The 12,186-nt window shown below is 72.2% G+C and carries 10 protein-coding genes; 4 read left to right on the forward strand and 6 right to left on the reverse strand.

All coding sequences use genetic code 11. The annotated features are described in order from the left end of the window. The first annotated feature begins 56 nt into the window (after positions 1 to 56). The 4 genes from ACGFYY_RS07595 to ACGFYY_RS07610 all read left to right on the forward strand — a co-directional run bounded on the left by ACGFYY_RS07595 (position 57) and on the right by ACGFYY_RS07610 (position 3,726). Positions 57 to 587: a regulator component gene (locus ACGFYY_RS07595; protein ID WP_365264971.1), complete on the forward strand. Its 531-nt coding sequence runs from the start codon at positions 57 to 59 to the stop codon at positions 585 to 587. Beyond that, a complete protein-coding gene (locus tag ACGFYY_RS07600) occupies positions 584 to 1,780 on the forward strand; it encodes an MAB_1171c family putative transporter (protein ID WP_393707565.1) in 1,197 nt (398 codons plus the stop codon). Before ACGFYY_RS07595 ends, ACGFYY_RS07600 begins: the two co-directional genes overlap by 4 nt. Continuing rightward, positions 1,777 to 2,964 carry a cytochrome P450 gene (locus tag ACGFYY_RS07605; RefSeq protein ID WP_393707566.1) on the forward strand — a complete coding sequence of 396 codons (1,188 nt, stop codon included), beginning with the start codon at positions 1,777 to 1,779 and terminating at the stop codon, positions 2,962 to 2,964. The genes ACGFYY_RS07600 and ACGFYY_RS07605 overlap by 4 nt, the downstream gene beginning before the upstream one ends. 525 nt (positions 2,965 to 3,489) lie before the next feature. Beyond that, a complete protein-coding gene (locus tag ACGFYY_RS07610; protein ID WP_365264965.1) occupies positions 3,490 to 3,726 on the forward strand; it encodes a hypothetical protein in 237 nt (78 codons plus the stop codon). Positions 3,727 to 3,841: 115 nt separating this feature from the next. On the opposite strand, the gene ACGFYY_RS07615 is transcribed toward ACGFYY_RS07610, so the two are convergent. The 6 genes from ACGFYY_RS07615 to ACGFYY_RS07640 all read right to left on the reverse strand — a co-directional run bounded on the left by ACGFYY_RS07615 (position 3,842) and on the right by ACGFYY_RS07640 (position 12,183). Next, a complete protein-coding gene (locus ACGFYY_RS07615) occupies positions 3,842 to 4,810 on the reverse strand; it encodes an MASE1 domain-containing protein (protein ID WP_393707639.1) in 969 nt (322 codons plus the stop codon). Positions 4,811 to 4,919: 109 nt separating this feature from the next. Beyond that, positions 4,920 to 5,750 (reverse strand): PP2C family protein-serine/threonine phosphatase, encoded by an 831-nt coding sequence (locus ACGFYY_RS07620; RefSeq protein WP_393707567.1) that lies wholly within the window; start codon positions 5,748 to 5,750, stop codon positions 4,920 to 4,922. A 15-nt stretch (positions 5,751 to 5,765) separates the two neighbouring features. Then, positions 5,766 to 7,376 carry an alpha/beta fold hydrolase gene (locus ACGFYY_RS07625; protein ID WP_393707568.1) on the reverse strand — a complete coding sequence of 537 codons (1,611 nt, stop codon included), beginning with the start codon at positions 7,374 to 7,376 and terminating at the stop codon, positions 5,766 to 5,768. 12 nt (positions 7,377 to 7,388) lie between these two features. Next, complete coding sequence (locus ACGFYY_RS07630) at positions 7,389 to 8,969, reverse strand: alpha/beta fold hydrolase (protein WP_393707569.1); 1,581 nt, start codon at positions 8,967 to 8,969, stop codon at positions 7,389 to 7,391. A 195-nt stretch (positions 8,970 to 9,164) separates the two neighbouring features. Then, complete coding sequence (locus ACGFYY_RS07635) at positions 9,165 to 10,139, reverse strand: ABC transporter substrate-binding protein (RefSeq protein ID WP_393707570.1); 975 nt, start codon at positions 10,137 to 10,139, stop codon at positions 9,165 to 9,167. 1 nt (position 10,140) lies between these two features. Then, entirely contained in the window at positions 10,141 to 12,183 is a 2,043-nt protein-coding gene (locus ACGFYY_RS07640; RefSeq protein ID WP_393707571.1) for an ABC transporter permease subunit, read from the reverse strand. Between the last annotated feature and the right edge of the window lie 3 nt (positions 12,184 to 12,186).

The raw sequence follows: 12,186 nt of genomic DNA on the forward strand, positions 1-12,186 counted from the left end.
CACCGGCTTCCAGGGAGAGGTGCGCCCCGGCCGCCCGGCGTCGTCAGAGTGAGGACATGGACCTTGAGCAGCTGCGCGCCAGATGTGAGGCGCGCGTCGAAGCCCTTGGACTCCCGCACCGTTTCAGCACCCGCGACCTCCGCGACGCCGTGGCCGAGCAACGCGGACGCCCGATCATCCTGCGCCCCCTGAGCACCCTGGGCGCCATGGACGCTCCGTGCGGCATCCGTCTGGAGACCCAGGACGCCGACCTGTTGTTCTACGAGGAGGCCACCTCCCCCCTCCACCAGAACCACATCCTCGCCCACGAGATCAGCCACATCATCTGCGACCACCCCGGCAGCCTGGAGCTGGACCCGGACACCCTGCGCGCGATCGGGTTCGACCCCACCCTCGTGCAGCGCATGTCCGGTCGGACCAGCTACGCGGGCGAGGACGAGCGCGAGGCCGAGGTGATGGCCAGCGTGATCCGACAACTCATGTACCGGGGACGCGAAGTCCCGTCGAGTCGGCCCGCCAGCGGCGCCGAGAGCTGGGACGCGTTGTTCGCCGAGCCGCACAGGAAGAAGAAGCGCCACCCGAAATGATCAACATCCTCTTCACCGGCACGGCCGTCGTGCTGCTGTGCTTCGCCGCCTACTGGGTGCGCGGGCGCGGCGGCCACCGCCCCACGGGCACCTGGGCGATGGCGGCGCTGCTGACCTCGTTCGCCCTCGCCTTCGCCTCCTACGCCCCCGCCGTGGAGCGCGCGGTCGAATCGGTGGTCCCCCACGTCGCGCGGCTCCTCAGCAACACCTTCACCCTGACGGCGGCCACCTCGGTCCTCGCCTTCCTCTTCCAGCTCAACCTGGAGCGCGAGCGGGCCCACCGGCAGATCCGACTGCGCGTCATCGCCCTCGCGATCTGCGTCGCCGGCATGACGGCCTTCTTCCTCGCCGAACAACTCAGCGGCCGCAACCCGCTGTTGTACGCGTGCTACGTACTCGTCTACATCTCCTACCTGGGGTACACGGCCAAGGACTTCCTGCTCCAGACCTGGGCCCAGTCCAAGCGCTCGACCCGCCGCAGTCAGCGCTGGGGCCTGCGTACCACCTCGGTCGGCTGTGGTTTCGCGCTCGCCTACGCCGCGTACAAGCTCTTCGCCCTGGTCTCCATCGGCCTCGGCCTGGGACTGGTACCCGACCACGCCCGCTGCTCGACGCCGCTGACCCCCATCCGCTGCACGTTCAGCGTGACCGCGCCCGCCGTCGCCGTGCTGCTCATCACCGTCGGACTCACCCTCCCCGCCCTGCTGTGGCCGGTCAGCCAACTGCGCCGCCGCCGCTGGGAACGGAACTCCTTCACCGCGCTGGAACCCCTGTGGCGGGAGGTCACCGCCGCGGTCCCCGAGGTCGTGCTCGACCCGGGCCGCACCGAGGCCGAGGCCGACAGCCACGACCTCGACTTCCACCTCCACCGCCGGGTCATCGAAATCAACGACTGTGTGCTGGCCCTGCGCCGCTACCGCCGGACAGCGGTACGGGACCTGGCGCTGGCCGAAGTCGCCCGCCGGGGCGCGGCCGACACCCCCGAGGGCGACGCCGAGGTGGAGGCGGCGGTCATCGCCGCGGCCGTCCACGCGAAGCGCTCCGGGCTCCCGCTCGGCGGCCACGAGGCCCCGCCCGCCGCCGGCACCCGCTCACGCAAGGGCGACCTCCAGGCGGAGACCGCGTGGTTGCTGCTCGTGGCGGAGGCCTTCGCACGCCGCCCGGCGGCCGAGCCCGCGGGGGCGGCCTCATGACCGCCCCGCGGCAGGACCCCCTGCGCGATCCGCGCTTCTTCACCGACCCCTATCCGACCTACGACCGGCTGCGCGAAGGTTGCCCGGTGCGGCGGATCCCCACCGGTTCGGGCGGCCACCACGCGTACCTGATCACCGGCCACGGCGAGGCCCGCGAGGCGTTCACCGACCCCCGTCTGTCCAAGGACACGGCCCGCTTCTTCGCCGACCGGCCCTCGAACCGCGACCTGCACCCGGCGATCTCCCGCAACATGCTGGCGAGCGACCCACCCGGGCACACCCGCCACCGGCGGGTGGCGACGCCTCTGTTCAGGCCCGGACGCGTCCGGGAGCTGCGCCCGTACATCACCCGGGTCGTCGACGACCTCGTGGCCGGGTGGCGACCGGGGGCGGAGGTCGACCTGGTGGCGGACCTGGCGGTACCCCTGCCGGTCACCGTCGTCTGCGAACTGCTGGGCGTACCGGAAGCCGACCGCGACGCGCTCGCCGGCTGGTCCCACGACCTCTTCGACGCCACCGACACCGACCGTGTCGACGCCGCCTCGCACCGCATCGGCGACTACCTCACCGCGCTCGTGGACGCGGCCCTCGCGAACCCCGGCGACGGCCCGCTCCACTCCCTCCTGCGCGACTGCGACGCGGGGGGCCTGGACCGCGACGAGAGCGTCTCCCTGGCCGCCCTCCTCCTGGTCGCCGGGCACGAGACCACCAGCCACTTCATCGGCAACGCCGTCCTCGCCCTGCTCCGGCATCCGGAGGCCTTCGACCGCCTGCGCCGGGATCCGGACCTGATCCCCGGCGCGCTGGACGAGCTGCTCCGCTTCGATTCCCCGGTGAGCGTGGCCACCTTCCGCCACAGCACGGAGGACCTGCGCGTCGGCGGGGTCGACATCCCGGCGGGCTTCCCGGTGCTCATCGCTCCCGGAGCGGCGAACCGTGACCCCGCGGTGTTCCCCGACCCGCACCGCCTCGACCTCGACCGCGACGCCGGAGGCCACCTCTCCTTCGGCCACGGCATCCACCGCTGCCCGGGTGCCCCTCTGGCCCGCGCGGAGGCGGAGATCGCGCTGCGCAGCCTGGTGACCCGCTTCCCGGACACCCGCCTGGCCGTCCCCGAGGAATCCCTGACCTGGCGCCGGACCCGCCTCACCCGCGGCCTGACCGCCCTTCCCCTGACCCTCTGAGCCCCGAACACGACTGCCGTCCCTGTGGGGGTGGTCGGCGTCGTCATCCCTTCGTTTCGGATGTCACCCGATGGGCTGACCGAGCCCATTCCCGTGCATGGCGCATCGATGCGGTTCTAACCTGAGCGGGCAGCGCGTTCCGCGCGCTGCGGCCCCTCCCGGCTTGCCCCGAATGCAGGATTCGGGAGAGGGCCCGGCCGCGCCGCATCAGCCCTCCCCCCTGCGGCCGCGGTCGGCCGGCCTCGTCCCGAGATGCCGAGCGGCGGATATGGGACTAGCGTCACTAAGTGAGAACCGCAACTGCGGGGAACACTCAGCCCGCAGGAGTGCGCCCAAGCGTCACGCTTGAGGATGCGCGCGTCGGCCCGAAGGTCCGCGGCCCCAACAGGCGGCGTTGACAGGGGAATCGCGCGTGGCAGCCATGCGGTCGTCCACGCACCCGCGCTCCATCCCACAGCGCGGGAGGGCGTTCTTGATCGCGTCCCGAAGTGTGTGGCACGTCAACGACAAGAAGGGTTCGGAATCATGCAAGCACTGAGAGTGAAGCGGCTCTTCGCCGTGTCCGCCATCGGTGTCCTGATGGCAGGCGGCGCCGCCCTCGGAGCCGCAGGTACGGCCTCGGCAGCGGCCCCCACGCACTCGGTCACGTACGTCAGCGGCGGCGGCTGGGACGACGACGACCACGGGTACGGCGGCCACCACGGTTACGGCGGCCACGGCCACGGCTACTACGACGACGATGACGACTGGGGCGACTGCTGATCGCCTACCTCTCGGCAGGAAGGGCCGGCGCGGGTGCACCGCGCCGGCCCTTCCCGTGCCGAAGCGGGTTCGACCGGGAGACGGGTTTCCGGGGCCCGGGTGCCCCACCGGGGTGTCAGGGCGGCGGCCGATCCTCGGGCGGATGGCGGTAGGAGTCGGGCCGCGGTTCCATCCGGGACACCAGTTCCCCGAGTCGCGCGCAGAGCTGCTTGATCTCCTCATGTGTTCTGTCGCGTTCGGTGATGACGGCCGCGATCAGGAGAGCCGTCAGCGCGGTCGTGCCGTTGAAGGCCTGGAGCGTGACCATGCCGGCGACGACGTCCTCGCCGACGAACGGGCCTCTGTCCCCGTCGGCGGCCAGGATCGCCAGCGTCACCACGGCGAGCGCGCACGGCGCCGCCCCGGCCAGTCGGAAGCGGAAGGCCGCCCAGATCAAGAACGGCGAAATGAGGAAGAGCAGGCTCGAGTCGCGCGTGCGCGTCGCCAGGAGCGTGACGCCGACGGTACCGATCGCCAGCGCCACGGCCTCGACCCAGCGGCCGAGTCCGGCCCGCACCGGCCACCGCGCCTTGCGCAGCACCAGCAGGAAGGGCGTGACGACGAGGATTCCCATCGCGTCACCGGTCCACCAGACCGACCACGTCGGCCAGAAGTCGCCCGCCTCCAGTGCTCCGGAGAGGACCAGTACACCGCTGCCGATGGTCGAGCTGATCGACATTCCGGCGAGCGCGCCGAGGAAGACCAGGCCCAGTACGTCCCGCAGCCGGTCCAGATCGTTCCTGAAGCCGGCTCTGCGCAGCATCAGACAGGCGAGGACCGGCGCCAGGGTGTTGCCCGCGGTGATGACCAGTACGGAGATCAACGTCGGCCCGAGGGACACGTTGACCAGGAACGCGCCGAGGGCGATGCCCGGCCAGACGCGCAACCCCATCAGGAGCAGCGCGGCGAGGGCGACGCCCGTCGGCGGCCACAGGGGGGTGACCTGGTCGCGTACCAGCTGCTGGAGCAGGCCGATCTGGGCGGCCCCGTAGTAGACGGCGGCGACGGCGAGGACGCGCAGCGCGGCGGACCCGAGCCGACCCATCTCCGCGCTGCCCACGACAGCAGTCTGCGCTCGGATCCCGGCGCCGGCGACCGCAGCGGCGTGTCGACCGGACCGTGCGCGGCTACCGCCGCCGGGCGGCCATGGTGGTTCAGCCCGGCTCCGGCGGGCCGTCGTAGCGGACGACGAGGACGGCGGCGTCGTCGCGGTGTCCCGTCAGGTCGGCGACCTTGACGACGGCGGCGGCCAGCACGTCCGGATCGGCGTCGAACCCCGCGCGCACCAGCTTCTCCACCTCGGCCAGACCGGACTCCATCGGGTAGTGCGGGCCCTCCACCACGCCGTCGGTGAGCAGGACGAGGACCCCTGCCTCGGTCAGCCGCCGGTGGGTCACCGGGTACCGCTCACCCGGCACGATGCCCAGCGGTGGGCCGCCACGGTCGAGTGCGATGCCGTACCGGCCTCCGGCCGTGGCCCAGACCATCGGGACATGGCCGGCCCTGGAGACCGCGAGTTCGCGGCTGACCGGGTCGAGCCGAAGGAAGCAGCACGTCGCGAAGAGACCTCGCCCCATGGCGATCAGCAGCTCGTTGGCGCGGCCCAGTACCTCTCGGGTGTCGCTCGTCGTCTGTGCCAGGGCGCGCAGACTGGTGCGCACCTGCCCCATGAAGGCGATGGCCTCCACATCGTGCCCCTGTACGTCGCCGACCGTGAGCCCCAGTGACCCGTCGTGCATGACGAAGGCGTCGTACCAGTCGCCGCCCACCTCCAGACCGCCCCGTGAGGGCGCGTACCGGGCGGCCAGCCGCAGCCCGGGCAGTTCGGGCAGCTCGGGCGGGAGCATGTGGCGTTGCAGCGCCTCGGCCAGTTCGACCCTGGCCCGTTGGTACTCGATCCGGTCCAGGGCCTGGTCCACGAGTTGCCCGAGGGCGACCAGAAGTTCCTGAACGTTGTCGGGCTCCTCGGGACGGTGTCCGCGCATCACCGCTCCAGGCTCTCAGGAACCGATCTCGAACTCGGGTGCCTTCAGGCTGTTCAGGCATGCGGTCTTCGGTGCGGCCGGGTCGTCGAAGAAGGAGACGGTGATCTCCTGGGCGCACTGGGAGGTGGCGAAGACGACGTGCGGCTCGTACGGGACCGTGACGACCTTGGCCTTGCCCAGTGTGCTCGCGACGTACGGTCCGTTGTCGGCCCCGGTCTGGGAGTCGAACCCGCCCGACAGGGCGAGGGTCGGGATGTCACCGCGGGTGACGTCCCGGATGGAGGGCGCCGCCGCAGGGACGTTCCAGGCCTCGCAGTCCGGCCGGAGGAAGGTGAGCTGTGGAGCCTGGGCCTGTACGGAGCGGGGGTACGACGGGAAGGCCTGCTGCCCGCCCCGGAGCGCCTCCTGCTGGGTCTCGTACGGAGTCCACTCGCTGCAGAAGACGCCGTAGACGAGACCGTGCGCGACCCTTCCCATGGCCTGGGGGCTGAGCTTGCCGCCCGCCCACTGCTGGGCGATCCGCTGCGGTTTGCCGTGCGCCAGTTCGTCGAGCGCGGCGGGTACCTGGGGCGCCACGTGGGTGGCCGAGGTCATCCAGTTCACCAGGGCTCCGCCGTCCAGGACGACCTTCACCGGCTTGTCGCTGCCGGGGAGGGTGACGGTGGTGGTGACCGGGTGGGCTTCGAGTTCGCGGACGAGTCGGTCGAAGGTGGCCGACAGGTTCGGATACCGCTTGTTGCAGGCGGGCTGTTCGGCGCAGGCCTTGAACAGGCCGTCGAAGCCCTGCCGGGCGCTGCTCCAGGTCGCCGCCGACCCGGACGTGGAGGGCGGGAGGATGCCGTCGATGCCCACCGAGCGGAGGCCCTCGGGGTGCAGGCGCATGTAGACCAGCGCCAGGTGGGTGCCGTAGGAGATCCCGAACAGGTTCCACTTCTCGATGCCGAGGGCCTTGCGCAGGTCCTCGTAGTCGGCGGCGCTCTCGGTGTCGTTGTAGGTGCCGAGGTCGATCCCGCGGGCCGCCAGCTGGTCGCGGCAGGCCTTCGTGGCCTCGACGTGCAGGCGTTCGGTGGACGGGGCGTCGTAGACGAGGCCGACGGATCGTGCGTTGAACTCGTCGATGTTGGGGCACAGGAGGTTCGGCTCGGCCGAGTACGTTCCGCGTTGGGACATGAAGATCACGTCACGGTCGCGGTTGAGGCCTCCGTCGATCGCCATCTTCGCCTCTCCGACGGCGTCGTCGCCGGGGCCGCCCGCGAGCCACACGATGGGGTCGGCTTTCGGTTCGTCGGTCGCGGCGGGCACGATCGCGACGCCGAGTTCTATCGTCCGACCGCTCGGTTCGGCTCGGTTCTCGGGAACGGTGAGCGTTCCGCAGCGGGCCGTGTCGAGCGCCTCGATCGGTTCCGGTGTCTTCGGGCAGGGGCCCGGTCGGAAGTGGGCGTCGCCCACCGTCCGGGCGACCGTGCCGATCGGCGCGTCGGGGGTGGGGCCCGTGTCGGTCCGGGACTGTGCCTGGGCGGGGGCCGCGAGCAGGCCGGTGACGAGGAGACCGCTCACCAGGCCGGCCGATGGGGCCAGGAGTCGTCGTGCGGTGCGGCGCCGACGGGGCGCGGGGTGGAGTGCCATGTGCCCTCCTGGTCATTTCGGGATGATCGTGAACGGTTCGGGTTCGAGGCCGTCCACGCAGGCGGTGTCGGGCGCGGTGGGGTTCGCGAGGAACGACGCCAGGACGCGTTGCGCGCAGGGCGACTGCGGGACCACCCAGTGGCCGATTCCGGGGATCCGCACGGCGGTCGAGCGGGACAGGTCGCGGGCCACGTCCTTTGCCCAACTCGCCCCGGTCTTCGCGTCGAACGTGCCGGAGACGACGAGCGCCGGGACCGAGCTGACGGTGGCCACCCGCTGGACGGCCGCGCGGTCCGGAACGTCCCAGATCCGGCAGGCCGGGTACTGGAAGGGAAGTTGCGGGACCTGGGCCAGGACCGTGTCCGGCCACCCGGGGAAGGCCTTGCGCCCCGCCTTCAGCACGTCGGACTCCGAGTACCCCGGAGCCCACTCGCTGCAGGCCACCGACTCCGTCAGGCCGTGCGCGAACAGGCCGACGTTCTGGATCGAGCCGGCCGCCCGCGCCTGCGCGAAGCGCTGCGGGTCGCCGCGGCTGAGTTCGTCGAGCGCCGCCGGGACGTCCTTGGGCCGGGGGGTGGACGCGACGATCAGGTTCAGCAAGGCGCCTCCGTCGAGGACGACCTCGACGGGCTTTCCTCCGCCCGGCGGCGGGACGTTCAGGGTCAGGGGATGCGCCTCCAGTTCGCGGACCTGCTCCGTCAGCAGGCGCGGCAGGTCCGGGTACCGGTTCTTGCAGGCGGGCTGCGCGGCACACGCCGCGAAGATGTTGTCGATCCCCTCGGCGGCGCTGCTCCATCCCCACGGCAGGGCCGCGTCCCGAGGGGGCGTGACCGAGTCGATCGCGACGGCGCGGATTCCCTCGGGGTGCAGGCGCAGGTAGGTGAGGGCCAGGTCGCTGCCGTAGGAGTACCCGTAGACGTTCCAGCGGGGGATGCCCAGCGCCCGACGGAGGTCGGCGAAGTCGGCGGCGTTCTCGGTGGTGTTGTAGGCGCTCAGGTCGACGCCTTCGGCGGTGAGGCGGTCCCGGCATTCCCGCACCGCCTTCAGCATGAGCTGTTCCGCCCGCTCGGCGTCATGACCGAGGCCCACGGCCTGGGCGTTGAAGCGGTCGAGCTCCGGGCAGGCGAGGTTCGGCCGGTCGTAGAGGTTGCCGCGTTGGGCCATGACGATCAGATCGCGGTCCTTGTTCAGGCCTGACTCGACGAGGAACGGGATGTCGTCGAACGTGTCGCCACCGGGGCCGCCCGCCATGAACACCACGGGGTCCTGGGCCGGCTTCGCCGCTCGCACGGCCGGAATCACCGCCGCGGCCAGCTCGATGGTCCGGCCGCCGGGGCGGGAGCGGTTCTCGGGAACCTCCAGGTGGCCGCAACGCGCCCGGCCGAGTGCTTCGATCGGCTGGGGCGGCTTCGGACAGGGACCGGGGACGAACCGGGACGGGGCTGCGGTACCGGTCCGGACGGCTGCCTGCGCGGAGGACGCGAAGGGTGCGGAGGGTGACGCGGCGGCACTGGTGCTCGGTGCGGGCCCGAATGCTGCCAGGCAGACCAGAGCGGCCGCGGCGGTCACCGCGTGGGCGGCGTGCTGTGGCATGTGATCTCGTTCCTCTGCCGACAGCGGCGGCTGCCCCGCCGGTCCAGGCGGCAGCGGTTCGGACGGAACGCTCGCTCTCGACGCTACCGGCTGGACCATGCGCGCGCACGCGGAGCGATCAGCACCCCGCGCCCCGGGCCCGTCGGGGCGCGGGGCGGGGCCTGGAGGGGTGGGGGTGCCCTCCAGGCCCTCGGGTCAGGACGGGAGCCACTGCCGCCAGGTGGCCTCGTTCCGCTTCGCCCAGCGGGCCGCCGCGTCCTCGGGGGACAGTTTCTCCTCGGCGATCATCAGGGCGACGTCGTTCTGCATCTCGGTCGTCCACCGGAACTTCTTCAGGAAGGCCGCGGCGTCGCCTCCGTCCGCCGCGAAGCGGGCGTTGAGGAACTTCTGCAACGGTGTGTGCGGGTACGCGCAGGCCACCTTCTGGGGGTCGGCGTCACAGCCCTCCTTGTAGTCGGGCAGCTTCACCTCCGTCATCGGGACCCGCTCGAACAGCCACTGGGGCTTGTACCAGTAGCTCAGGAACGGCTTCTTCTCCTTGGCGAACTGTTTGATCTGCGTGATCTGCGCCGCCTCGGAGCCCGCGAACACGACCTGGTAGTCGAGGTCCAGGTTCTTCACGAGGGCCTTGTCGTTCGTCACGTAGGACGGGGAGCCGTCCAGCAACTGCCCCTTGCCGCCGCTCTCCGCGGTGCGGAGCTGGTCGGCGTACTTGTTCAGGTTCTTCCAGTCGGTGACGTCCGGGTGCTGCTCGGCGAAGTACGTCGGCACGAACCAGCCGATGTGGCCGGTCACCCCGAGGTCGCCACCCCGCTCGATCGTCGCCTTGTCGTCGATGTACCGCTTCTCCTGCTCCGGGTGGCCCCAGTCCTCCAGGATGGCGTCCACCCGGCCCTGGCTGAGGGCGTCCCAGGCGGGGACCTCGTCGATCTGGACGGTGTCCACCCGGTAGCCGAGCTCGTGCTCCAGCAGGTACTGGGCGACGGCGACGTTGGCCTGCGCGCCCACCCACGACTGCACGGACAGCGTCACCGTGCGGGAGCCCTTGGCGTCGGCGTACGGGGAGGCCTGGCGGGTCATGTCGGCGGCGCCGCAGCCCGTGAGGGCCGTCAGGGCGACGGAGACGGCGGCTGCCGCCGCGAGGACGGCGGTGCGTGTGGTGCGAGCCATGTCAGGCCCCCTTTCCGGTGAGGTCGCGGCGTCCGGTCGGCTGGGTGACGCGGTCGAGCATCAGGCCGAGGCAGACGATCGCCGCACCGGCGACCAGACCGGTCGCGAGATCACCCTGGGCGAGGCCGAAGACCGCGTCGTAGCCGAGCGCGCCGCCGCCCACGAGGCCGCCGATGACGACCACCGCGAGGACCAGCACCACGCCCTGGTTGACGGCGAGCAGGAGCGCGGGCCGGGCCAACGGCAGCTGCACCTGGAGCAGTTGCTGGCGACCGGTCGCGCCCATCGAGCGCGCGGACTCCAGCGCGCCCGGGTCCACCGCGCGCACGCCCTGGGCCGTGATGCGCACGACCGCGGGCAGCGCGTAGACCACGGCGGCCGCGGCGGCCGGGGCGCGCCCCACACCGAACAGGGCGACGACGGGGATCAGGTAGACGAACTGCGGCATCGTCTGGAAGACGTCGAGCACCGGACGCAGCGCGCGCCCCAGCCGGGTGCTGCGGGCCGCGGCGACGCCGAGGGCGAAGCCGATCAGCAGGGTCACGGTGACGGCGGCGAGGACCTGGGACAGGGTGTCGAGCGCCGGGTCCCAGACGCCGAGGACACCGATCGCGGCCATCGCGAGGACGGCGGTCGCGGCGGTGCGCCAGGTGCCGATGAGCAGGGCGAGGGCGCCGACGGTGAGCAGGACCGCCCACCAGGGCAACCACTGCAGTCCGTCGCGCAGGGGGTTCAGGACCCAGGTGGTGAAGTGCGCCGCCCAGTCGGCGGTGCCGCCGACGAGGGGCACGCCGGAGTAGAGGTGGGCGGTCATCCAGTCGACCGCGCCGTTGACGGGCTCGGCGATGTCCACCGTCCACGCGTCGGGCCAGGAGAGCCGGTCGAGGAGGCGGGCTCCGACGGCGACGACGGCGGTCACCAGGGCGGCGGCGGCCCAGCGGAGCCGGGACCGGTCGGCCGGGGCCTCGCCGATCCGCTGCCCGGCGGCGGCGGTGACCCGGTCCAGGACGATGGCGAGCAGCACGATCGGGACGCCGGCGGCGAGCGCGGCGCCGACGTCGACGGAGGCCAGGGCCTGGTAGACGCGGTCACCGAGGCCACCCGCGCCGATGACGGACGCGATGACGGCCATGCCGAGCGCCATCATGATCGACTGGTTGACGCCGAGCAGTAGTTCCTTGCGGGCCAGCGGCAGCCGGGCGGTCAGCAGCCGCTGCCGGCCGGTGGCGCCGAGGGAGGTGGCGGCCTCCACGACCCCGGCGTCCGCGTCGCGCAGTCCGAGCGCGGTCAGGCGGGCCATGGGCGGAGCGGCGTAGACGACGGTCGCGAGGACGGCGGCGGGCACGCCGATGCCGAAGACCAGGACGACGGGCAGCAGGTACGCGAAGGCCGGCAGCACCTGCATGGTGTCCAGTACGGGCCGCAGGATCCGGTGCATCCGGTCCGACAGGCCGGCGGCCAGCCCGAGGAGACCTCCGAGCAGCACGGACGCGGCGACGGCGACCACCATCAGGGCGAGGGTCTGCATGGTGGGCACCCACATGCCGAGCAGTCCGCACACGGCGAAGGCGGCGACGGAGGTCAACGCGAGCCGGACGCCGGCGACACGCCAGGCCAGCAGGGCGGCGCCGGCGGTGACTCCGGCCCAGCCGAGTGCGAGCAGCACCAGGTACACGGCGCGGACGGCCACGACGACGACGTTGCTGACGTGCCCGAGGAAGTAGAGGAAGAGCGGGTGGCCGTCGCGGTTGTCGATGATCCAGTCGCTGGTGCGTTCGAGCGGTCCGGACAGGTCGACGGAGAGCGAAGCCGGCCAGTTCCCGGCACCGAGGAGCGCCCAGCCGAGGACGAGCGCGACGGCCGCGCAGGCGACGACGAGCCGGCCGCGGTGGCGCGTGAGCGTACGCAGCAGCACAGCGGGTCCGGTGTCGGCCGGGGGCGTGGGGGCGGTCGCGGTCGGAGTGGTGGTCGCGGTGGTCATGGCCGCGCTGGTGCTGCTGGTGCTCGCGGGGTCAGGCGGAGCGGGGGTGGCGGTGGTGGTCATCGG

The sequence above is a fragment of the Streptomyces sp. NPDC048331 genome (genome assembly GCF_043201215.1).
Lineage (GTDB): Bacteria > Actinomycetota > Actinomycetes > Streptomycetales > Streptomycetaceae > Streptomyces.

What these genes read in the sequence shown, in the direction of transcription:
- ACGFYY_RS07595 (WP_365264971.1), top strand. Translation starts at nt 57, where the DNA reads ATGGACCTTGAGCAGCTGCGCGCCAGATGTGAGGCGCGCGTCGAAGCC.
- ACGFYY_RS07600 (WP_393707565.1), top strand. Translation starts at nt 584, where the DNA reads ATGATCAACATCCTCTTCACCGGCACGGCCGTCGTGCTGCTGTGCTTC.
- ACGFYY_RS07605 (WP_393707566.1), top strand. Translation starts at nt 1,777, where the DNA reads ATGACCGCCCCGCGGCAGGACCCCCTGCGCGATCCGCGCTTCTTCACC.
- ACGFYY_RS07610 (WP_365264965.1), top strand. Translation starts at nt 3,490, where the DNA reads ATGCAAGCACTGAGAGTGAAGCGGCTCTTCGCCGTGTCCGCCATCGGT.
- ACGFYY_RS07615 (WP_393707639.1), bottom strand. Translation starts at nt 4,810, where the DNA reads ATGGGTCGGCTCGGGTCCGCCGCGCTGCGCGTCCTCGCCGTCGCCGCC.
- ACGFYY_RS07620 (WP_393707567.1), bottom strand. Translation starts at nt 5,750, where the DNA reads ATGCGCGGACACCGTCCCGAGGAGCCCGACAACGTTCAGGAACTTCTG.
- ACGFYY_RS07625 (WP_393707568.1), bottom strand. Translation starts at nt 7,376, where the DNA reads ATGGCACTCCACCCCGCGCCCCGTCGGCGCCGCACCGCACGACGACTC.
- ACGFYY_RS07630 (WP_393707569.1), bottom strand. Translation starts at nt 8,969, where the DNA reads ATGCCACAGCACGCCGCCCACGCGGTGACCGCCGCGGCCGCTCTGGTC.
- ACGFYY_RS07635 (WP_393707570.1), bottom strand. Translation starts at nt 10,139, where the DNA reads ATGGCTCGCACCACACGCACCGCCGTCCTCGCGGCGGCAGCCGCCGTC.
- ACGFYY_RS07640 (WP_393707571.1), bottom strand. Translation starts at nt 12,183, where the DNA reads ATGACCACCACCGCCACCCCCGCTCCGCCTGACCCCGCGAGCACCAGC.